At 32.8% G+C, this 21,782-nt stretch carries 20 protein-coding genes; all 20 read right to left on the reverse strand.

Annotation, left to right across the window (positions count from 1 at the left end; translation table 11 throughout):
- Positions 1-202 precede the first annotated feature (202 nt).
- Positions 203-1,096, reverse strand: coding sequence for an NAD(P)H-dependent glycerol-3-phosphate dehydrogenase (locus tag CHAB381_RS04420; RefSeq protein ID WP_223429428.1), 894 nt, complete (start codon positions 1,094-1,096; stop codon positions 203-205).
- Positions 1,090-2,511, reverse strand: a complete 1,422-nt coding sequence (gene gatB, locus CHAB381_RS04425; protein ID WP_012108798.1) for an Asp-tRNA(Asn)/Glu-tRNA(Gln) amidotransferase subunit GatB — start codon at positions 2,509-2,511, stop codon at positions 1,090-1,092. Before gatB ends, CHAB381_RS04420 begins: the two co-directional genes overlap by 7 nt.
- 196 nt (positions 2,512-2,707) lie before the next feature.
- Positions 2,708-3,418, reverse strand: a complete 711-nt coding sequence (gene hisA, locus CHAB381_RS04430; RefSeq protein ID WP_012108800.1) for a 1-(5-phosphoribosyl)-5-[(5-phosphoribosylamino)methylideneamino]imidazole-4-carboxamide isomerase — start codon at positions 3,416-3,418, stop codon at positions 2,708-2,710.
- Positions 3,418-4,029, reverse strand: a complete 612-nt coding sequence (gene hisH / locus CHAB381_RS04435) for an imidazole glycerol phosphate synthase subunit HisH (RefSeq protein WP_012108801.1) — start codon at positions 4,027-4,029, stop codon at positions 3,418-3,420. Before hisH ends, hisA begins: the two co-directional genes overlap by 1 nt.
- The gene (locus CHAB381_RS04440) at positions 4,023-4,922 is read right to left on the reverse strand and encodes a PDC sensor domain-containing protein (RefSeq protein WP_012108802.1); all 900 of its coding nucleotides are present in this window, start codon (positions 4,920-4,922) and stop codon (positions 4,023-4,025) included. The genes hisH and CHAB381_RS04440 overlap by 7 nt, the downstream gene beginning before the upstream one ends.
- Positions 4,916-6,709: a UDP-N-acetylglucosamine 4,6-dehydratase (configuration-retaining) gene (gene pglF / locus CHAB381_RS04445; protein ID WP_012108803.1), complete on the reverse strand. Its 1,794-nt coding sequence runs from the start codon at positions 6,707-6,709 to the stop codon at positions 4,916-4,918. The genes CHAB381_RS04440 and pglF overlap by 7 nt, the downstream gene beginning before the upstream one ends.
- On the reverse strand, positions 6,706-7,803 hold the full coding sequence (pglE, locus tag CHAB381_RS04450; protein ID WP_012108804.1) for a UDP-N-acetylbacillosamine transaminase: 1,098 nt from the start codon (positions 7,801-7,803) through the stop codon (positions 6,706-6,708). Before pglE ends, pglF begins: the two co-directional genes overlap by 4 nt.
- A 60-nt stretch (positions 7,804-7,863) precedes the next feature.
- The gene (pglD, locus tag CHAB381_RS04455) at positions 7,864-8,451 is read right to left on the reverse strand and encodes a UDP-N-acetylbacillosamine N-acetyltransferase (RefSeq protein WP_012108805.1); all 588 of its coding nucleotides are present in this window, start codon (positions 8,449-8,451) and stop codon (positions 7,864-7,866) included.
- Positions 8,438-9,043 carry an undecaprenyl phosphate N,N'-diacetylbacillosamine 1-phosphate transferase gene (gene pglC, locus CHAB381_RS04460; RefSeq protein ID WP_012108806.1) on the reverse strand — a complete coding sequence of 202 codons (606 nt, stop codon included), beginning with the start codon at positions 9,041-9,043 and terminating at the stop codon, positions 8,438-8,440. Before pglC ends, pglD begins: the two co-directional genes overlap by 14 nt.
- On the reverse strand, positions 9,036-10,151 hold the full coding sequence (locus CHAB381_RS04465) for a glycosyltransferase family 4 protein (protein WP_012108807.1): 1,116 nt from the start codon (positions 10,149-10,151) through the stop codon (positions 9,036-9,038). Before CHAB381_RS04465 ends, pglC begins: the two co-directional genes overlap by 8 nt.
- Before the next feature lie 63 nt (positions 10,152-10,214).
- Positions 10,215-12,404: an STT3 domain-containing protein gene (locus tag CHAB381_RS04470; RefSeq protein ID WP_012108808.1), complete on the reverse strand. Its 2,190-nt coding sequence runs from the start codon at positions 12,402-12,404 to the stop codon at positions 10,215-10,217.
- Positions 12,391-13,509 (reverse strand): N-acetylgalactosamine-N,N'-diacetylbacillosaminyl-diphospho-undecaprenol 4-alpha-N-acetylgalactosaminyltransferase, encoded by a 1,119-nt coding sequence (pglJ, locus tag CHAB381_RS04475; RefSeq protein ID WP_012108809.1) that lies wholly within the window; start codon positions 13,507-13,509, stop codon positions 12,391-12,393. Before pglJ ends, CHAB381_RS04470 begins: the two co-directional genes overlap by 14 nt.
- A complete protein-coding gene (locus CHAB381_RS04480; protein ID WP_012108810.1) occupies positions 13,506-14,549 on the reverse strand; it encodes a glycosyltransferase in 1,044 nt (347 codons plus the stop codon). Before CHAB381_RS04480 ends, pglJ begins: the two co-directional genes overlap by 4 nt.
- A complete protein-coding gene (locus CHAB381_RS04485) occupies positions 14,546-15,523 on the reverse strand; it encodes a glycosyltransferase family 2 protein (RefSeq protein WP_012108811.1) in 978 nt (325 codons plus the stop codon). The genes CHAB381_RS04480 and CHAB381_RS04485 overlap by 4 nt, the downstream gene beginning before the upstream one ends.
- Complete coding sequence (locus CHAB381_RS04490) at positions 15,507-16,583, reverse strand: glycosyltransferase (protein ID WP_012108812.1); 1,077 nt, start codon at positions 16,581-16,583, stop codon at positions 15,507-15,509. The genes CHAB381_RS04485 and CHAB381_RS04490 overlap by 17 nt, the downstream gene beginning before the upstream one ends.
- Positions 16,580-17,500: a glycosyltransferase family 2 protein gene (locus tag CHAB381_RS04495; RefSeq protein ID WP_012108813.1), complete on the reverse strand. Its 921-nt coding sequence runs from the start codon at positions 17,498-17,500 to the stop codon at positions 16,580-16,582. The genes CHAB381_RS04490 and CHAB381_RS04495 overlap by 4 nt, the downstream gene beginning before the upstream one ends.
- Positions 17,497-18,543 carry a polysaccharide pyruvyl transferase family protein gene (locus tag CHAB381_RS04500; RefSeq protein WP_012108814.1) on the reverse strand — a complete coding sequence of 349 codons (1,047 nt, stop codon included), beginning with the start codon at positions 18,541-18,543 and terminating at the stop codon, positions 17,497-17,499. The genes CHAB381_RS04495 and CHAB381_RS04500 overlap by 4 nt, the downstream gene beginning before the upstream one ends.
- Positions 18,540-19,763 (reverse strand): Coenzyme F420 hydrogenase/dehydrogenase, beta subunit C-terminal domain, encoded by a 1,224-nt coding sequence (locus tag CHAB381_RS04505; RefSeq protein ID WP_012108815.1) that lies wholly within the window; start codon positions 19,761-19,763, stop codon positions 18,540-18,542. Before CHAB381_RS04505 ends, CHAB381_RS04500 begins: the two co-directional genes overlap by 4 nt.
- Positions 19,760-21,295, reverse strand: coding sequence for an oligosaccharide flippase family protein (locus CHAB381_RS04510; RefSeq protein ID WP_012108816.1), 1,536 nt, complete (start codon positions 21,293-21,295; stop codon positions 19,760-19,762). The genes CHAB381_RS04505 and CHAB381_RS04510 overlap by 4 nt, the downstream gene beginning before the upstream one ends.
- Positions 21,295-21,750: an ecotin family protein gene (locus CHAB381_RS04515; protein WP_012108817.1), complete on the reverse strand. Its 456-nt coding sequence runs from the start codon at positions 21,748-21,750 to the stop codon at positions 21,295-21,297. The genes CHAB381_RS04510 and CHAB381_RS04515 overlap by 1 nt, the downstream gene beginning before the upstream one ends.
- Positions 21,751-21,782 lie beyond the last annotated feature (32 nt).

Raw genomic sequence — 21,782 nt, forward strand, 5'->3', positions numbered from 1 at the left:
CGCTAAAAAATTCTATTTATTTGACACAAAAGGCATGTGATTTATTTTAAAATATAAATTTTCACAACTGATTATTGTAATTTTTTTAGCTTATTTTTAAGTTACTTATATTTTTAAACGTTAAAATATTAAGATATTTTAAATTAAACAAACATTTTAACACTATTTTTTTCACATTTAAAATTTTGAAACTATAAAAATTTCATCTTTTTTTAAGAAGATCCTGCAAACTTTCCTGTACGCATTTTCCGCCTAAAATTTTAAAAACTTCACTAGCTATAGGCGTGTAAATTTCTTTATTTTCGCTGATACGAACGATAGCTTCCGCCGTATAAACTCCCTCGGCGACTTCGCCAAGCTCGCGTAAAATTTCATTCAATTTTTTTCCGTTTGCAAGTCCCAAACCGACGCGATAATTTCTTGAAAGCACACTGGAAGCGCTTAAAAAAAGATCTCCTGCACCGCTAAGACCTAAAAACGTTTGATCTTTCGCGCCAAAAAATTTTCCAAATCTTGCCATTTCTATAAGTCCGCGAGAAATAAGGCTTGCTCTTGCATTATTTCCAAGTTTTAATCCGTCGCAAATTCCGCTTGCAATGGCAATTACATTTTTGTAAGCTCCGCAAATTTCAGCGCCTATTACATCATCATCAGGATATGTTTTAATAAATTTAGGAAAAAGTGAAGCGTAAAATTTAGCCAAATCATGATTTGTTGAGCTTGCTACAAGAGCGCAAGGTAAATTTTGCATAACTTCCGCCGCAAAAGAAGGACCTGAAAGAAATGCGAGATTTTTATCATCTGTAAATTCGGCGAAAATTTCATTTAAAAATTTGCCCGTTTTAGCTTCAATTCCTTTTGAGGCAACCAAAATTTTTTGATTTTTATTTTTAAAATTTGCTTTTAAAAATTCTCTTGTATGTTGAGCTGCAAGCACAAAAACCAAGACTTCACATTCAAATGCCTCTTCAATACTTACAAAACCATTCATTTCACGTTTATGAAAAGAAGTTATCACACATTCATTTTTTGAGCCAAGAGCGTGAAATAGCGCACTGCCCCATTTTCCTGCGCCAATTATTGCGATTTTCATAATTTTTGTTTCAAAAGTTCATTTACTTTAGCAGGATTAAAAGCGCCCTTGCCCTCTTTCATAACTTGCCCTACAAAAAAACCGAATAATTTATCTTTGCCATTTCTATATTCAGCTACTTTTTGCTCATTTTTACTAATCACTGCATCAATTACAGCTAAAATTGTAGCATCATCGCTGACTTGTTTTAATCCGAGTTTTTTGATTACATCATCAACTGAAATTTCAATGTTTTCCATAATAAAATCAAGTACTTCTTTTGCAGCTTTTTGGCTTATCGTGCCATCTTCTATTCTGCTTAAAAGATCAGACATTTTAGCGCTATCTATAGGACTGTCTTCGATTGTAAGACCGTTTTTAAGTCTTCCGTTAAGTTCTACGTTCAGCCATGTTACGCAAAGCTTCGGTTCATGACCTGCATTTATCAAATCCTCAAAAAATTTAGCATGTTCATAACTTGAAATAATAACTTCCGCGTCGTCTTTTTTAAGACCGAGCTCATTTATATACCGCTCTTTTTTCTCATTAGGAAGTTCAGGAATTTTTCTTGCTTCTTCCAACATTTCATCGGAAATTTCAACGGTCAATAAATCAGGATCTGGAAAATAACGATATTCTGCGCTATCTTCTTTACTTCTCATAGATCTTGTTGTAAAATTTGAAGTATCAAAAAGTCTGGTTTCCTGCACTACGAGTTCGCTATATTTTCCGTCTTCCCAAGCATCGATTTGACGCGCTACTTCATATTCTATAGCTTTTTGCACAAATTTAAATGAGTTTAGATTTTTGATTTCCACTCTTGTATATAATTTTTCATCACCTTTTGGACGAATACTTACGTTGACATCGCAGCGAAATGAGCCTTCTTGCATATTTGCATCGCTTATATTTATAAATCTCAAAATAGAGTGAAGTTTTTTCAGATACGCAACAGCTTCATCGCCGCTTCTCATATCAGGCTCGCTTACAATTTCAAGAAGCGGCGTTCCTGCACGGTTTAAATCCACCAAACTTCTTCCTTCTTCGTGTGTGTTTTTTCCTGCATCTTCTTCAAGGTGAGCTCTTGTGATACCGATTCTTTTATTTTCGCCGTTTATATTTATAAAAAGTTCTCCGTGTTCAACAATCGGAATCGTAAATTGTGAAATTTGATAAGCTTTCGGCAAATCCGGATAAAAATAATTTTTTCTGTCAAAAACAGATTTTTTGTTTATTGTCGCATTCACGGCAGTTCCAAACATTATCGCCTTTTTTACGGCTTCTTTGTTTAAAACCGGTAATGCTCCCGGCAAAGCCAAGCACGTAGGACAAACGTGAACATTTGCTTTGTCACCGAAACTCGTAGGACAAGAGCAGAAAATTTTAGTTTTAGTATTTAACTGACAATGAACTTCCAAACCGATAATAGTTTCAAACATTTTTTACCTTTTTAAAATTTAAAATTTTGCTATTTTACTACGATTATGTTTAAAATTTGATTTTATGGAAATTTTGACGATTTTTTTGTTTTTAGAATTTTAAAATTTAATGTTTTTTTGCGGTTTAAAATTTTATCAATTAGATAAAATTTCATAAGAATTTTTCTAAATTTCAAATAATCAGTTTTTAAATTTTTTATTTTGCAATCAAAAAAGCTTCTTTTAGATCAATAGAACCTTCATAATAAGCTTTTCCGACGATTACACCATAAATTTTACCGCTTTGTTTTAAGGCTTTTATATCGCTTAAATCTTTTACGCCGCCGCTTGCAATTGTCTTTATGCCGCTTGATTTTGCTATTTCTTCACTGAATTTTACATTTACGCCGCTAAGCATTCCGTCTTTACTTATATCGGTGCAGATTATCGCTTCCACTCCGGCATCAGCGTAAATTTTTGCAAGTTCGCAAGCTTTTATATTAGAAACTTCCGCCCAGCCTTCAGTAGCTACAAAACCGTTTTTTGCGTCGATTCCGACGGCAATTTTATATTTTTTTGCCATCTGTTTTACAAATTCAGGATTTTTTAAAGCTGCAGATCCCAAAATAAAACGCGAAACACCTGAATTTTTATAAAATTTTATGCGTTCCTCATCTCTTATTCCGCCACCAACTTCTATTTTAAGGTTTGTAGATTTTACAATTTTTTCTATAGTTTTTGCATTTTTAGCTTCTCCTGCAAAAGCACCGTCAAGATCAACGATATGAAGCCATTTAGCACCCAAATCGGCAAATTTTTCAGCTAATTCCCATGGTTTATCACTGTAAATTTTAGCTGAGTTCATTTCGCCTTTTTTAAGTCTTACTGCAAATCCGTTTTTTAAATCTATAGCCGGTAAAATTTCCATTATAACTCCACAAAATTTTTAATAATTTTTATACCGCTTTCGGCACTTTTTTCAGGGTGAGGCTGAAAAGCGAAGATATTTTCATAATTTATCGCGCTAATAAACTCATAACCGTAATTTGTAGTCGCTAAAACGATACTTTCATCGCTGATGATATGATAAGAATGCACAAAGTAAAAATATTCAAATTCTTTTAATCCGCAATTTATCGGCGTCTGCTTTTTAAAATGAGCTGTATTCCAGCCTACATGCGGAATTTTAAGATCCGTTTTAAATTTTGTTTTATCAAATTTTATAATCTCACCTTTTAAAATTCCAAGTCCACCAAACTCGCCGAATTCGGTACTTTTCTCAAATAAAAGTTGCATTCCTAGACAAATTCCAAGAAAATATTTGCCACTTTTTATAAAATTTATAATGGCTTCATCTAAATTTTTTGCGCGAAGTTTTATCATAGCATCGCCAAAAGCACCGACACCAGGTAAAATTATTTTATCACAATTTAAAATTTCATCTGCCTTATCTAAAATTTTAAATTTTGCATTTACAAAATTTAAAGCATTTGCCACACTTTTTAAATTTCCTGCGCCGTAATCTATAATTCCTACCATTTTTTTCCGTTTTTCAATGTCCAAAGATAAATACTGAGTGATATAATCAAAATTCCGACAGCGCAAATTAAATAAACGGCATATACGATATTTTCAGGCTTTGTAATCGAAAATTTAAAAACAAGCATAAGTGCTTCAATAGCCAAAGCTATGATTATTGAAGCTATAAAACGAATCATCGTTTTTGAAGTTCCGCTGCTGTCTTTACCAGACCCGTTTCCTAAAACCTCTTCTTCAAAAATCGCTTTAATCAAATCAAAAATAGCAAGAGCAAGAGTAAGAATAATCGTAAGCTCAAAAATACGACTTATATCAATCTGCTCAAAATTTGAAACTAAAATCTTGCTTATACCGATATAAAACAGGCAAGCAGTAACAAACAAAAGCGCAAGCGAAAAAATGGCATAAATCACTTTGCTTATGCTTCCAAAAGTGCTGTCAACAGAGCTTGGACTGATCATATTTAAAAGCGCATAAAGCCCGATATCAACACAAGCTACGAATTTCAGTTCTCCTTTATCGTCATATATAGGATAACCGGCAGTAACACAAAGTTCATTTGTCAGTTTTGACGGATACGGATCTGTCAGCACGCAACGTTTTTCGCGCACCGCCCTGTAATAATAAGAGCGATTGGTGCGGTTTTCACCTTTTCCGACGCGATTTTTATCAATCAATGAAATATTGTTTTCAACTTGAAACCCGTTTGAATCAAGTATGTAAAGCGCTTCAAAATTCATATTTTCATGAACCATTTTCTCAAATCCTGAATGTATCAGCTCAGCACTGACTCCAGGTAAATTATTCGGAATATTTCTATTAAAGAGATAACACATATAAGCTCTTGCTTTGTAGCGAATTTGTTGAAATTCCTGTATTTCTTTGATTAACATTGACCGCCTTTATTGTGATGAAATTCAGGAACAATTTGAGTTAAATAATTTACAATTTCATCTGTTGTTTTCAGTTTCAAAAGCTCTTTTATTTGTTCGTTTAATTTGTTTATATCATATTTATTTGAATGCGTTACAAAAATTGATTTATACTCCGTCATTTTGTCGTTTTCATCAACAATAAGCTCTTCAAAAAGTTTTTCTCCCGGACGAAGTCCTACGAATTTTATACCCAAATTAGGTTTTCCAGCAAGTTGAAGCATACGATTTGCCAAATCGACAATTTTAACCGGTTCACCCATATCAAGCACAAAAAGTTCGCCACCTTTCGCGATGGAAGCTGCTTGAAGCACAAGCTGGCAAGCTTCACTGACAAGCATAAAATATCTTACAATATCCGGATGAGTTACGCTTAAAGGTTCGTTATTTTCAATCTGTTTTTTAAATTTTGGAATCACGCTGCCACTACTTCCAAGCACATTTCCAAATCTAACTGCTACAATTTGAGTATCATTTGTAGATGAGTTTAGTCCGTAAAGCTCACAAATGCGTTTTGTTGTACCCATTATGCTGGTTGGTCTTACAGCTTTATCTGTTGAGATTAAAACGAGTTTTTTAACTTTAAACTCAATTGCCAAATCGGTCAAATATTTCATACCTAAAATATTATTTTCTATTGCCTGAAACGGATTGTATTCGCACATCGGTACATGTTTGTAAGCAGCTGCATGAACTATAACTTCAGGATGAAATTCTTCAAAAACAGCGCGAAATTCGTCATAATGAATAATATTCATCATTTTTAAAACATTTCGCTTATCCTGATTCGTTTCCTGATCGATTTTATAAAGATTATATTCGCTATGATCCACCATTATAAGGCGTTTTGCACCAAATTTCAGACATTGTTTGCAAATTTCACTTCCTATTGTGCCGCCGGCTCCGGTTACCATTACAACTTTGTCTTTTATGAATTTTTCAATTGCTTTATTATCCAGATCTTTTGGTTTTCTTGCAAGTAAATCTTCAATTGAAATATCTCTAATTTTATCTTTTTCATTTTCAATAAGTGAAAAAATTTTTATATCTTTTAAACCGTAATTGATTAACTCATCATACAAATCTTTTAAATCGATCGGATCAAGCGCCAAAGCTATAATAGCCGTTTTTACGCCTGTTTCTTTTATGATTTTTGGAATTTTATCTTTGCTTTTTACTACAAAATTTTCACAATATGTGCCTACCAATTCAGCTCTACCGTCAACTACGCCGACAGGATAGTAATTTATATATTTTCTTCTCATTCCTTTTAAAACTTGAAAAGTTTTGCTCGTAGCGCCGACAACCAAACAAGGTTCGTTGTTTGTAAGATCTTTTTTGCTGTCTAAAAACATTCTTTTTGAAATGCGAATTCCGCTGATAAGCAAATAACAAATTGCAGCGTCTATAACGATAACACTGCGTGGAAAAGGATTAAATATATAGCTGAAAAAAGTAAAAATAATTGTAAAACTGATTGCTGTCAGTAAATGTATATAAAAGAGCTTTTTAGCTTCATAAAGTCCGAAAAATCGCCATGGAACCATATAAATTCTAAAAAGCCAAATATAAAATATACGAAACGCCGTAATTACAAATGTGCTAAGTAAAGCACCTTTATAAAATTCATTCGGTATATCGCCGCTAAAACGAAGCAAAAAAGCGATATATACTGAAAGAATACTGATTAAAATATCAACAAATAAAAAAAATGTAAATCTTTTAAATTTTGTTGGCTTGAAAATCATAAATTTTCCTTTATGATATTAGCGACTCTTTCAACTGTTTCGTCGCTCATATCACTTCCGCTTGGAAGACAAATTCCGCGTTCAAATAAATTTTCGCTTGTGCCGTCCACAACTGAAATAGCATTTTTGAAAATCGGTTGCAAGTGCATAGGTTTCCAAAGCGGCCGACTTTCTATATCGGCTTTATTTAGCGCATCAATTATTTTTAAATGCGCATTTTTTTCTTTGAAAACCAATGTTGTAAGCCATCTGTTTCCTTTTGAATTTTCAATTTCAGGCATAAATTTAACATCAATATCTTTAAAAAGATTTTTATAAAGCTCGAAAATTTCGCGTTTTCGTTCCACTCTCTTATGCAAAACCTCCATTTGACCAACGCCGATAGCTCCTAAAACATTACTAAGACGATAATTATATCCATAGTCTTTATGTTCGTAATGAAGTAAAGGTTCTCTTGCCTGAGTGCTGTAAAATCTTGCTTTTTCGACAAGTTTTTCATCATTTCCTATAAGCATTCCGCCACCGCTTGTTGTGATTATTTTATTTCCGTTAAAACTCAAAGCACCTAAATTTCCTATCGAACCGAGCGATTTTCCTTTATAAAAACCGCCCAAAGCTTCAGCAGCGTCTTCAATGACTACAATATTTTCATTTTTGCAAATTTCAAGTATTTCGTCCATTTTTGCGGCTTGTCCGTAAAGATGCGTAACAATTAAAGCTTTCGGTTTTTTAGGCGCTTGCTTAATAGCTTTTTTTAAAAGTTTCGGACTTAAATTCCAACTTTCATCGCAATCAATCAAAATCGGCTCACATCTTTCATATAAAATAGGATTAACGGAAGCCATAAATGTGAAACTTGAAGCCATAACCGCATCGCCGTTTTTTATATCAAAAACACGAAGTGCAAGGTGGAGTGCGGCTGTTCCCGCATTTAACGCAAGCGCATCTTTGACGTCGCAATACTGTTTAACGGCATTTTCAAACTTATTGACATATTCGCCAAGCGGCGCTATATAATTACTTTCAAAAACTTTTTTTATATATTTCAGCTCATTACCGCCCATATTCGGCGGACTTAAAAACACTCTTGCCATTTCGGCTCCTTATATTTTATAAAATTTTGTGATATTTTAACACTTTTTGACAAATTCCTGCTAAATGTTATGAATAACTTTAGCAGGAACACCAACTGCTACACTATCTGCCGGTATATCTTTTATGACTGCAGCGCCCGCTCCGATTTTTGAATTTTTACCTATTGTAATTTGTTGAATAACGGCACTTAAAATTCCTAAATGCACTCTATCGCCAACAATCACGCCGCCTGCAATCGCTGCGTTCGGGCTAAGATGAGAAAACTTACCTATAACGCAATCATGTTCAACAACTGCACCTGTATTTATAATCGCTCCGTCTTTTATTACGGCGTCCGCATTTATTACGGCACGCGGCATTACGACAATTCCTTTGCCGAACTTCGCGCTTTTTGAAACAACGGCTGAGCTGTGAATTAAATTTACCACGTTAAATCCGGCGCTCACAACTTTTTTTTGAATTTTCTCACGCGTAAAATTATCACCGATTGCTATAATTATATCCGCTTTCGGTAAGCAAGGACTGAATTTCATATTGCCGTTATCATCTAAAAAAACAATTCTTTCATAACCGTTATCGCGTGCGATATCCGCTATGACTTTACCATGACCGCTTGCACCGTAAATGTAAATTTCAGTTTTTGCCATTAAATTTCTCCGTAGTTGCCATTCCATCTTTATTTACGCCCTCTTTTTTAATGACTTTTTTAACTGTTAAAAATGCGATTTTAATATCCAGTAAAAAACTTAAATTTTTTGCGTAAAATGTGTCGAACTCAAACTTTTTCCGCCATGAAATAGCGTTTCTGCCGTTAACTTGCGCCAAGCCTGTAATGCCCGGACGCACACTGTGGCGAAGTTTTTGTTCGTCATTATAAAGCGGCAGGTATTCCGGCAATAAAGGACGAGGCCCTATAAAACTCATATCACCTTTTAAAACATTGAAAAGTTGCAGCAATTCATCAAGACTTAGAGCTCTGATTTTCTTACCGTAATCATTCAAGCGAAGTTCATCAGGCAAAAGTTTTCCATTTTCATCACATTCATCGTTCATTGTTTTAAACTTATAAATTTTAAAAATTTTTTCATTTAAACCAGGGCGAAGTTGTGTAAAAATCGCGTTTTTGCTTATATGTTTTTTAATTAAAAAATATGTAATCAACATTAAAGGCGATGTTAAAATTATCAAAATCAAAGCCATTAAAAAATCTAAAATTCTTTTTAAAAAAAACCTATACATCTATAAATTTTCCATAAACTTCAATATATTTTTTAGCAATTATTCGTTCGTCGAATTCTTTTACAACGCGTTCATACGCATTTTTCGCCAAATTTTTCGCCAAATTTTCATCGTCTAAAAGGCGTGTAATTTTATCCGCCAAATCTTTTGCATTTTTCATTTTACAAATCAGCCCTGTTTCTCCGTCTTTTACAGCTTCTACAGAGCCCTCACAATCACTTACAATGCAAGGAATTTTCATCGCCATTGCCTCTAAAACCGTGCGTGGAAATCCCTCTTTATAGCTTGGAAGTACAAAAATATCGGCACTTTTATAAAGTTCGCAGACATCATTTCGCCAACCAAGCCACTTTACCGTTTTATTTTTTAGAAAATTTTCATCGGCACTCGATCTGTTTCCTTCAAAAATATCGCCAACAAAAACGAAAACGCAATCTTTGCGCTCTTTTAAAATTTCAGCAGCTTTGTAAAATTCTCTAATTCCTTTATGCCAAAGCGCTCTTCCCATCATTAAAACAACTTTTTTACCGCCGAAATCAAGCTTTTGATATTTACTCTCATCAAATTTTATTAAATCCACGCCGACACTTTTGATACGGAAAATTTTTTCTTTCGAAATTAAACCGCGTGAAAACATATAACCAGGGTTGCTGTCATTTACAAAAATGCAACCGTTGCTTAATTTGAACGCTTTTTTATAAAGTTTTTCAAGAACAAATTTTATTATTTTAGATTTTAAATCAGTATCTATATAAAAACTTCCAAGTCCTTCAACTAAATTTATTACTACAGGAATACCTGCTTTTTTAGCGGCGAATGTGCCGAAAACGTTTGATTTATGTGCTGAAGTTTGAAGCATATCAAGGTGTAAGTCGGCTAAATTTCGGGCTAAGTTGTGTGAATTTTTAAGCACTTTTAAAGGATTTACGCTTGCTTTATCAAGTTCATAAGTAATGCTATTGAACTCGCGCGCTAAAATTTCGCTATAATCACCTTTTGGTGCAATTGCAAACACTTCGTGTCCGCGTTTTTTAAGCTCTCTCATAATAGGAGCGCGAAAAAAATAGAGGCTCATATCGGCGTGTGAAAGAAAACCTATTCGTGCCATTTTATTTCCATTTGCAAGTTTAAAAATTTCATATCAAAATTTCTTAAAAATTCAGTCATTTTTTTACTTTTTTAATCTGTAAATTTTAGCCACCGGTGATAAAATCACAGGTTCATAAAGATCTCTGTCATAATTTTCAAGTACATAAAGTTGAATATATGTCGATTTCAGCATTGTTTCATCAAGTATTAAAATCCTGCCGTAATCTTTCATAACGATTATAAATAGCGGCGATGAGCTGTCTATTGTATTAGTCGCCACTTTCAGTTTTCCTTTTTCGTCATAATTAGTTACATATAGCGTATTTATCGGAAGTTTTTGACCTTCAAAATTTAAACTCATAAAATCAGGATTTATGCGAATTCCGTTGCCTATTTCAACACCTGAATTGCTGACTTTATAATTATCGCTTACTATATAAGTTCTATCAGGAAATTCTTTTCCGTCCATTATGTCAAGATTTGAAAACTTTGTAACGGTCGAAAAAATATTTAGCATACGATCGGGCAAATAAAAATAAACATCGCGCGTTTTTCTTGGAAGCGGCAAATTTTTTGAGCGTAAAGAGAGCAAAAATTCATTCATTTGTTCGGGTTTATAGTTATATTCCAGTAAAATTTGTTTGTATTTATCGTCAAATTTTTCATAAAAATTTCTCTCCGTAAACTCTACATCTATGCGCGCCATATTTGCAGCGCTTGTCTGATCTTTAAAAAGAGCGAAACTGACAGGAAAATTATCGTTTCCAAGGTGTTTTCCACCGTCAATTAATGTTTTTGTATCACTGTAATAACGAATCGGATAGCCGTAATCCCACCATGAAAGCGTGTAATCTTCACGATCCGCGATATTTTTATATTTATCTAAAATTTCAACTTCGCTTCTATAAAAAACGCTTGCGGAAAGATACATTTTAATATGAATTATCGACGGATAAAGCGCGAGAATCGTAATAATTAAAAGCAAAATTCGTTGCATATACTTTGGAAGCTGCAAAATTTTGATTAAATAATATGCTAAATATCCGAAACCAAGCCCCATAACGCCAACAGAATAAATTGTAAATCTAAGTCCCGCTTTTATCGCCATAAAGCCAAGAAGCAAAACAGGCAAAGAAAGCAAAAATTCTTTGTGCTTAAAACACAAAAGCACAAAACCGGCCAATGAAAGCATAAAAACAATTACATTTGAGCTTATTCTTTGCATAAAAATTTCAGGACTTACAAAACCTGATTCCTGTATAGTTTGATTAACATTATAAAATTTATAAACAATTTTATCGGCATTGCTTAAAATATCGGCGTGATCAGCAAAACCGCGAAAAATATAAAATTTAAGTTGAAACAAAATAGGCGAAAGTCCGCCGTTTAATATAAAAAGAAGCAAAACTGCTCCACCCGTTATTGTTAAATGCTTTGTATCTGCAAAAAAATCTGATTTTTTCCAAAACGCAAAAGTAATAGCAATCAAAAGTAAAATTTTAAGATAAAGCGGAATCGAAATTAGCGCCGCAAGCATTAAAATCATTACTTGAAAATTAAAAACACGCTTTCTTTGAAAAACAATCGTATAAATCAAAAAAGCGCCAAGCATAGCCGAATTTAGCGAAAAGCTTGATGGATACCACCAATTGTAAAAAGTAACAAAAAAACCGATATAGATAAAACAAAACTTATCATTTTTTATAGTGCTTCTAATAAGTACCCACAAAATAAACATCGCTAAAACGATGTTTAACATATCGGTATCATAATATCCGACCATTGTGCGGTTATAGTAACTGTTTGTCACGCAAGCTATTAAAGAACCGATAAAACCCGCTCTAATGCAGCGAAACTCGGATGAAATAAGAAGTATCGGAATTACAATCAAAGAACTGAAAAATGCGCTCATATATAAAATAATACGTTCAAAACTGAACGGCAAAATTTTAACCAGCCAAGCCGTTATTATGGAAAGCGGAAAATTTATATAACTAAGATCGTTTGGTTGATGAAAACCTGCCAAGCGGTCTCTTGCACCCTCAGCAAAGGCATAACCGTCATTTGTATTTATCATAATATCATCATTCCAAAAAAGCTCCGGATAATCGTTCGCCCAAACCACCCAATAAAGTCTAACTGAAAAACTAAACAAAAAGGCTATTATGATCATCCAGCTAAGCTTGCTCAAAAGCTCGAAATGAGTTATAAATTTTATAAATTTAAATCTTTGAAAATCAATTTTAAATTTTGAATTTTTAAGATCCTGCATCAATTTCTCCAATTTTTTCTATCAAAGTTTCGCAAATTTTATTCTTGTCAAAAAACAAAGCTCTTATTTTAGCCTTTTTTTCATAAAATTTTACATAATTTTCATCATTAAGCGCTTTTTGCATTGCATTTTGTGTAGCTTTTTGATCTCCGACAGGAACCAGAACTCCCCATTCATCATCTCCCAAAAGCTCTCTTGCGCCGCTTTTGTGATCGCTGCTTATTATCATTTTTCCGCACGCCAAAGCTTCAATCAAAGCATTTGAAAAACCCTCAAAAAGACTGACAAAAACAAATGCATAACATTTGCTCAGATATTTATAAGGATTTTTTTCAAAACCGAGCAATTTTACGCGTTCTTGTAATCCGAGCTCGTTAATTACATTTTGCAGATGTTCCCTTAAAACGCCCTCACCTAAAATAAGCAAATCTTTATCATTGTTTTTTAAATTTGCATAAGCTCTTATTAAAAGTTCATGATTTTTTCCATTATCAAGTCTGCCTATACTTAGGAAAAACGGCTTTTCCTGTGAAATTTTTTCGGTTGATTTTACACTGATTTCGTCTAAATTAATAGCATTATATAAAACCTGCATTTTTTGCGGTGCGATGTTAAAATTATCTCTTAAATCGGCTAAATTTCCAAGTGAGTTTGGAAAAATAAAATCCGACTTCGGATAAAGCCATTTTATAAGAAACTTACTGATGCTTGATTTTAAACATTTTTTTGAATAAATAACCGAAGGCGTCGCACCTTCATTTAAAATCAAAGTGCCGCTCATTCCAAACATCCTGGCAAGAACACTTATAAAACACGGCCGTTCCATACATACAAAATGAATGTCAATGCCTAATTTTTTACAGAGTTTTTTATAACGAATAGCTAAAAAAGGTAATTTTAAAAGCTTTTTAATACCATTTTCAAAAGGTGCCGAATGCTCTATAAAATGCACTGTCACGCCTTTTGGCAAATCATAATAAATTCTGTCGTTCATTAAAACCAAATGTACTTCATATTTTCTACAAAGCGCATCAAGCTGATTGCTGACAACTTTTTCAGCTCCGCCGCCCGCCATAGAATATATAAAAACTGCTAATTTTTTCATTTATTTACTACCGTTTCTATGATTTTTTCCCATTGCTTTAAAATTTTACCCGGCATAAAATTTACCAAACTTTCATCTGCATTTTCTATCAGTTTTTTTTGTAAATTTTCATCTTTCATTAAAATTTCAAGTTTTTTTGCAAGCTCTTTTGCGTCACCGATTTTAAATAAAAGCCCGTTTTTTCTATCTTTTATAAGCTCTTTTGCGCCAACTGTAGCACTTGATATTCTGGCGCATTTATAAAACGCGCTTTCGATTAAAACATTTGAAAGTCCTTCGCTAAAAGAACTTATGACAAAAATTTTAGATTTTTTATAAAATTCGGCTATGTTTTTTTGATGACCAAGAAAAATGACATTTAAACCTAAATTTTTGGCTGAATTTTGCAAATTTTCGCGCTCACTTCCATCACCTGCAACATAAATTTTATATTGTTTAAGCAACGTTTTATCCATCAATGAAAGCGCTTCAAAATAGATTTCATAACCTTTTACTTTTTCAAGTCTTCCGACGCTGATAACGGAGTTTTCTTTTTTAAAATTTTCGTTTGAAATTTCACCGAAAAAAGGATTATAAACTACTTCCGCGTTTTTTACGAATTTTTTATAATATTTCAGATCACTGTGTGTTAAAACGCTCAGAAAATCGGCTCTTTTATAACAGAAATTTCGCACAAAAGTAAAAATTCCACTTTTTAAAAACTCGTGACTGTTGTGCTCGGTGCAGATAAGCTTATAATTAAGTCCGAAATTTGCAATTACGCAAGCGACATTTGTCCAATCAATAAAACTTATAATTAAATCAGGATTTTGCTCTTTGAAAGTTTGTCTTAAAATGCGATATTTTGCAAATTTAAGATTGCTTTTATAGACATTTAAATACAAAAATTTTACACGCTCGTCAAATTTATAAAGTTTTTCATCATCTTGCAAAACAGCGACGCAAACTTCGAATTTAGCGCAAAAATGATTTACCAAAACCTGTAAAACTCGCTCAGCTCCGCCATTTTTAAGTGCCGCTATAACAAAAAGAATTTTCAATTTCTCATCCTTTTATAAAATTTCAGCGCCAAATTCAGCATTTTCGGACTAATGCTTAATAAAATCATCTCTATTTTTTTAATTTTAGAATAGTTTTTTTGTTTTAAAATGTTCATAAAATTCTCTCTTAAAAACGGTAAAAATTCCGTAATCTTAGGATAAAATTCTTTCGCACCGTCTTTTAAAATCATTATACTGATGCTTGTCATACTGTCGCAAATAGCGAAATTTGCCATTTTTTTTAAATCCGGATATTTTTTTACCACTTTTTCACAAAAATTTTTAACTGAAATTTCAGCCTGTAAATGACGTTTGCTGAATGAATTTGTAGTAGAACCGGCTCTAAGACGGTAAAAATATAAAGTTTCATTGCAAAAAGCCGCTTTTTCAGCATTATTAAAAATTTCAAATGCAATTGCGACATCTTCATATATTTGATTTTGCGGAAAACGTAATTTTTCAAATATGCTTTTATGATAAAGATTTCGCCAAACAGCCGTTCCAAAAGCAGGATTTGCAAGAAAAATTTCTTTAAAAATCTCTTTATCGTTTAAAATTTTAACTTCGCTTTTTACACTTTCGATATTTGAAATTTCACTCGCATCAACAAACGGCGCATAAGCGCACATCGCCATTTTTACGTTATTTTGCTTTAAAATTTCAAAAGTTTTATCTAAAAACCCGCTTGCTAAAATATCATCACTGTCTACAAAACATATAAATTCACCTTTTGCATTATCAAGACCTAAATTTCTGGCACTTCCCTGCCCGCCGTTTTGTTTGGAAAACACGCGAATTTTAGGCTCTTTTTTTGCAAAATTTTGACAAATTTCAAGACTTTTATCACCGCTTCCATCATCAATCAGTAAAATTTCAAAATTCTCATAACTTTGATTTAGCAGACTTTTAATGCAGTCATCTAAAAACTCCGCTACATTAAAAACCGGCACAATCACGCTAATTAGCGGTTTCACTTATACACTCCTTAATAAATTTTATCCATTTTTCGCCGATATTCCGCACGCTGAAATTTTCGCGTCTTCTATTTGCAGCCAAGACAAATTTGTCTCTTAAATTTTCATCTTTTATTAAAATTTCAAGCTTTTTTGCGATTTCATTTTCATCATCCACAGCACATAAAAATCCGTCAACGCCGTCATTTATAAGATCGCTTGGACCTGCGACGCAATTTGTGGAAATTCTGGCGCAATTAAAAAAAATGCTCTCCATTAAAATATTACAAAATCCCTCAGCGCGACTTGTTACTACTACGATTTTTGCTTTTGCATAAAGCTCGTCAATGTTTTTTACAAAACCCGCAAAACACACATTTACGTTAAGTTCCCGCGCTAAATTTTCCAAATTTTTTCTTTCTTCGCCGTCGCCTGCGATAATGATTTTCCAACTTTTCAAAATTTCAGGCGAAATTTTAGAAACAGCTTTTAAAAAAATGTCAAAACCCTTAAAATTTATTAGCCGTCCTGCAGCTAAAATCAAATTCTCTTTTTTAAAATTATCTTTGTAAGATGTCTCAAACATCGGATTTTGCAAAATAGCACGTTTTTTTACAAATGTATAAAAATCATAGTCGAATTTACTAAGCATTGAAAGTCCGGCTGCGCTTGGATATGTAATGCGTTTTAAAGCTCGCCAAACAAGGCTTTTTAAAAATGTATGATTTGTGTGTTCGCTAATTATTATTTTGTTTTTTAAACCTGAATTTGCCAAAAGTGTAAGCACATTTATCGCATCCAAAAAGCTGATTACAACGTCAAATTTATACGTTTTAAGAAATTTTCTAATAGATAAAAATTTATCAAACCTTTTTGTTAAATTGCCAAAAAAGCCCTTATTACCGACGCCTGAATGCGTGCTGATAATTTCTATATCCGGTAAAATTTCATAAAAAGGCTTATTTTCATCAAATTTTAAAATAGTAATTTCATGCCGGACGCTTAAATAATTTGCCAAAACGCTTAAAACGCGTTCAGCCCCGCCCTGCGAAAGTCCTGAAATAACAAAACAGATTTTCATTTTTTAAGCCTTTTTATAAGCCAAAAAAAGTTCGAAAATGCAAAAACAACGGCTTTAAATTTCAACTTTACAAGCGGATTCTTATAAATAAAAGGTGCAAATTTTGAAATTTCTTTTACATAATTTTCATTTAATTTTTCAAAACCGCGGACTCCTCTTGATCTGTAATAAAGCCCGAAAAGCACAAGCACAGCGTAATAATAAGCATCATTTAAAAATTGCGGATAATCTTTTTTGCAGCGTTTTATAAAATTTTCATAACTTATGCGTTGCGAGTCAAATTTTTCACTGAAATTCGAACGCATAATTGAAGTATCACTATAAAAATAGTGATAAGTAGGCTTGCTTAAAAGTCCTATTTTACGCGCTTTTAAAAGCATTTGCGAAGTAAAATCGAAATCTTCGCCTACTTTTATTCGCGTGTCAAATTTGATTTTACCAAGCAAAGAAGTTTTAAAAAGCTTCAAACATGAATAAAAATTGTAATGACAAGCTAAATCATATATAAAATCCATAATCACAAAATCACGCTCAAAAACTCCTGTTTTAGAGCTTTTTATACGTGGCGTACAAACTATATCGCAAGATTTTTCACGTGCCGTTTTTATCATCGCGCCGACATAATCGCTATCTACAAAATCGTCACTATCAACAAAACAAAAAAACTCGCCTTTAATTTGTGAAAGCCCGATGTTCCGTGCGCTGCTTGCGCCACCGTTTGTTTTATGAAAAGTTTTAATGAAGCTGAAATTTTTGGAATATTCTTCGCAAATCTCACCGCTTTTATCACTGCTTCCATCATCAATAAGTAAAATTTCAATATTTTTATAATCCTGATTTAACAAACTTTCCACGCAGCGCTTAAGATATTTTTCCGTATTGAAAACCGGCACAATAATACTTACTAAATTTTTCATTTCAAACTTTCTTTCAAAAAATTAAGCGAAATTTCTTGCTTGATTTTTAAAATTTTATCAACTTTTTCCCACGAAATATCACTCATTTCTATATCTTCATCTATAAAGCGAGAAGTTAAATTTAACATTTCCAAAAGCGAAACAATTCTATCATTTCCGCGCTTTTCATTTGTAAAAGTATAAAAATTTTTGTGAAAAATCACGCTGAATACACAGCCATGAAAACTGTCAGTTACCACAAAAGCCGCATTTTTGATTAAACTAATCCATTCTTGTGGACTTGGGCGAACTAAGCTTAAATCATTTAATTCTATGATTTTTACATTTTTTTCTTTTGCCGCTATTTGCAAAAACGCTTTTTTACTTTCATCAGGATCCAAAATATAGGCAAAAATGTAGTTTTTTTGTGCGTTTTTATTAGAAAAATCATAAATTTTAGAATTTGCCAAAAGCGTAGGATCTAGCACCCAAAGCGGTTTTCTTTCAAAATTTCTCTCAAAAATTTCAACAGCATTTTTTTCACGCACGGAAACAGCTTTAAACTTAGCGAAATTTAAAGCATGAAATTTAGCGTTTTCGCCTTGAAATTCGGCACCGCCGAAAGATCCCGCATATAAAATTTTTATAACTTTTTCATTCACAAAATGAAGCGAAAAATCATCCTTAAACTCACCTAAAAACTCAGGTCTTAAAACCTGATCGCTACCAACTGCAATCGCGTCAAAATCAGTCGTTTTGACATATCTGTAAAGCTCTTCTTTCGTGCGAATTTCAGGACTTAAAGTGAAATTTTCAAGTATGAATTTTTTTGCACCTTCATCTTGTTTTATATTTTCAAATTTTGCGCCTTTATGGCGGGCTATAAACGTTTTTGCAATCAAAAATTTAAAATATAAAATAGAAAATTTACTCAAATTTTTAGGCTTGAAATTTAACAAAATCACGTCGTGCCCTAAACTTTGCAAAGTTTTAAAAAGTGCAAAAGCTTGTAAAATTCCACCGTAATTATTTATCAAAGGTAGCGTGAATATCGCTATTTTCATTGTTTTATTCCTAAAATTTTTTTAATCAGATACTTTGCGGTTTTGATTTTCGCGTCCAATTTTACCCAAAAATTCAGCTTTTTCAGGCGTATTCGGATAAAATCTTCGCAATCGTAATTTTCGGCGCTGTATTTTTGAATTTCAAGTTTTATTTTTAAAATTTTACGCTCTATAAAATTTCCTTTTTTACTAAAAAACAGCTCTTTATTTTTAACAACGCCAAGCTGTGCTTTTAAGACATTCTCAGGCGAAATTTCAGCCAAATTTTCTTTGCAGTTTTCAAAAATTTCAAACAAAGTTTCATTTCTTAAAATAATAAGACTGGTGCCCCTAAAATCGTCTATATTCTTATCAAGCCACGCATCCATTAAAGTAATATCCGCGTGCGTGGCAAATGTATCGTTGCAGTTATTGCAGGCAAGCGGCGTAAAAGCTCTTAAATTCCAAAAATCAATATTTTTAAATCTGTCAAACAGTGCAGTTTCACTGTTTTTTGATGTAAATTTAAAAGCAAAATTAAGCGCATTTTTGCCACTTATTTTTTCTCTGAAATTTACTTTTTTAAGTTCAATATTTTTGCGCACAAAAGCTATATCAGCGCATTTTTGGGCAAAATTTGCAGACTTTGTGCCGCCGCAAACCAAAGAAATTATAAACTTAACTCTTTTTCTAAACTTAAAATTATTTTTTTGAAGAAGTCTTAAAGAGCGCGCTAAACAAGGAAGCGCCGTGATAGCGTAAGTTTCATCGTGTGATAAAATATAACGCACCATTTTACTGAAATCAACCGGATAATAAGCCGAACTTCGAGCCATTTCAAGCGATTTTAAATCATCAAAAACGCCAAATTCAAAAAGATATTTTTCTCCTTGACGCACACTTATTATTTTGTCTGCCAATTTTCTTTTTAAAATCTCGGTTAATATATAATTTCCGGCTCCGCCACTTGCACTTTTTAAACGCTTTTCATCGTTTTTTAAACTGAACTCGTAAGTTTTTACAAAATTTCCAAGTCCCTGTTCGGTAGAAATAATTTCATTGAAGGGGCAATTTTTTATACAAATATCGCATTTTTCAAGGCATTTTCCAACCAAAACGGGCTGTAAATTTCCACTTTCATTAAATTTCATCTCTAAAGCGTCCGTAGGACAAATTCCTGCGCACACAGAACAACCTATACAGCGATCTTTTTGAACAACCATGTTAATTACATTTTTCATATTTTTATCCTAATTTTTGCAAAAACAGATCTTAAAATTGAAATTTCATAATCATTCATAATAAATTTAACGCAAATCAGCGTATAGATAATGATATAAAGCGTTCCTAAAACAAGCAGAAATTTCAAGCCGCCGTAATTTGTAAAATAATCAAAAATTAAAATAAAAGCAACTCCGAAAAGCATAAAGAACATCATTTTAAAAATATTTCGCCAAAATTTTAAAATATCCAGTTTTATTCTTAAATGATAATAAAAATTCATAATAACCGCATTAAAAGCAAAAATTGTCACGCCTGTCCCGATAGCTGCACCGATTGCGCCGTATTTTTCGGCAAGCGGAATTGAAATTGCGATATTTGCAAAAGTCATTAAAAAGGCTCCGATTGAGCGAAATTTAACACGATTTTTTGCCTGCAAAATTGAAATTCCTAAATTCTGAATCAAAGGAATTGTTATTGGAAGCACTAAAATGAGCGCTACAAAATAACTTTGCTCATAATTTTTTCCTGCCCAAAGTATAATAAACTCGCGCCCGAAAATTACAAAAAGCGAAGCTATAAGAAAAATTATATAAAATTGCAGGCGGGCGATTTTGATAAATTCGTCGGTCATTTCGCTATCTTTACTGCCAAGACTTACCATTTTTGCGACTTTTGGAAGCATCACCGAGCTGATTGTCACGGAAAGCGTGATAAATGTGCCGTTTATCACAATCGCAACAGCATAAATCGCGACTTCCTTTGCACCGCAAAATATGCCGAGTATAAAATTTGCAACACTCCAATTAACCTGATCGACAACAATTCCCAAAAAAATGAAAAAAGAATATCCGAAAATGTTTTTAAGCACACTAAAATCAAAGTTTAACACGCTTATTTCTGGCCTTACCGTTTTGCGGCAATAGAAAAAATCAGCCAAAATACAAACTATATTTATCACTGTAAGTATCACTATAATACAAACAGCGCGGTATCCTAAAAAAAGCACCGGTATAGCTAAAACAGGAAGCATAATCGTTCGAAAAATATTCATAAGTTTCATAAAAATAAAATTTTCGTATGCGTTTAAAATCGTAGAATAGATACTGAAAATAAAAGTAAGCGCAAGATTTAGCGTTAATAATAAAAACATAATCTGAAGTTTCGAAATTTCATAATCACTGAGTTTTGCACCAAAAATATCGCCTGCAAAATATGTAATGATAATTCCTGAAATAATCGCAAAAATGCTAATTATCAGATATACACTGAAAATTGTGCCGTGAAGCGTTTTTTCAGCTTTTTTATCACCGTTTGCGATGTATTTTGAAGTATATACGATAACGGCGTTTCCAAAACCGAAATCAAGTATCGCCAAATAGCCGATTACACTTGAAGCAAGTGAGTAAAGTCCATATTCCGCCTGTCCCATCATTCGTAAAAAAAACGGCGTATAGATAAGAGCCGATATTGTGCTTAAAAAAATATTTGCGTAGCTTAAAACTACACCGAATTTACGCTGATTTGTCGCGCTTTGAGTTAAAAATTTCACTATTTGGCTTTTTTATCCAAAATTTCCGATTTTTCTAGCGAAAAGATGCTATATTTTACTTTTACATCTTTTGGTGTATAAAAAACAAATGGAAGTTTTGAACTGTATTTTTTGTAAATTTCCGGTTCGAATTTTACAAATTTTTCTTTTTTAACACCATCACCGCAATACATCAAAGTTCCGGCTAATAAGCCTTTGGCTTTAAATTTATAATATTCGTATCCGAAACCTTTTAAATTTTGATTCGTTAAATTTCCGTCGGTAAAAAAATAGCTGTTACAATCGAGCTCTAAATTTTTACCGAACTCTATTTTAACCAATTTTTCATCTTCGTTTTCAAGCGGTGCAAGCTCTAAAATTTGCATAATTTCGCCATTTTTCGCCTTAGGAAAAATGCTGAAATCAAAAGCGAAACTGAAACTTACCGCCAAAATAAAAATCAAAAAAAATCTCATAAAAAAACTCCTGAAAATTTGCAGATTATAGC

The sequence above is a fragment of the Campylobacter hominis ATCC BAA-381 genome (genome assembly GCF_000017585.1).
Taxonomy (GTDB): Bacteria; Campylobacterota; Campylobacteria; order Campylobacterales; family Campylobacteraceae; genus Campylobacter_B; species Campylobacter_B hominis.

Coding starts and splice junctions, on each gene's coding strand:
- gatB (WP_012108798.1), bottom strand. CDS start 2,511: ATGTTTGAAACTATTATCGGTTTGGAAGTTCATTGTCAGTTAAATACT.
- hisA (WP_012108800.1), bottom strand. CDS start 3,418: ATGGAAATTTTACCGGCTATAGATTTAAAAAACGGATTTGCAGTAAGA.
- hisH (WP_012108801.1), bottom strand. CDS start 4,029: ATGGTAGGAATTATAGATTACGGCGCAGGAAATTTAAAAAGTGTGGCA.
- CHAB381_RS04440 (WP_012108802.1), bottom strand. CDS start 4,922: ATGTTAATCAAAGAAATACAGGAATTTCAACAAATTCGCTACAAAGCA.
- pglF (WP_012108803.1), bottom strand. CDS start 6,709: ATGATTTTCAAGCCAACAAAATTTAAAAGATTTACATTTTTTTTATTT.
- pglE (WP_012108804.1), bottom strand. CDS start 7,803: ATGGCAAGAGTGTTTTTAAGTCCGCCGAATATGGGCGGTAATGAGCTG.
- pglD (WP_012108805.1), bottom strand. CDS start 8,451: ATGGCAAAAACTGAAATTTACATTTACGGTGCAAGCGGTCATGGTAAA.
- pglC (WP_012108806.1), bottom strand. CDS start 9,043: ATGTATAGGTTTTTTTTAAAAAGAATTTTAGATTTTTTAATGGCTTTG.
- CHAB381_RS04465 (WP_012108807.1), bottom strand. CDS start 10,151: ATGGCACGAATAGGTTTTCTTTCACACGCCGATATGAGCCTCTATTTT.
- CHAB381_RS04470 (WP_012108808.1), bottom strand. CDS start 12,404: ATGCAGGATCTTAAAAATTCAAAATTTAAAATTGATTTTCAAAGATTT.
- pglJ (WP_012108809.1), bottom strand. CDS start 13,509: ATGAAAAAATTAGCAGTTTTTATATATTCTATGGCGGGCGGCGGAGCT.
- CHAB381_RS04490 (WP_012108812.1), bottom strand. CDS start 16,583: ATGAAAATCTGTTTTGTTATTTCAGGACTTTCGCAGGGCGGGGCTGAA.
- CHAB381_RS04495 (WP_012108813.1), bottom strand. CDS start 17,500: ATGAAAAATTTAGTAAGTATTATTGTGCCGGTTTTCAATACGGAAAAA.
- CHAB381_RS04500 (WP_012108814.1), bottom strand. CDS start 18,543: ATGAAAATAGCGATATTCACGCTACCTTTGATAAATAATTACGGTGGA.
- CHAB381_RS04505 (WP_012108815.1), bottom strand. CDS start 19,763: ATGAAAAATGTAATTAACATGGTTGTTCAAAAAGATCGCTGTATAGGT.
- CHAB381_RS04515 (WP_012108817.1), bottom strand. CDS start 21,750: ATGAGATTTTTTTTGATTTTTATTTTGGCGGTAAGTTTCAGTTTCGCT.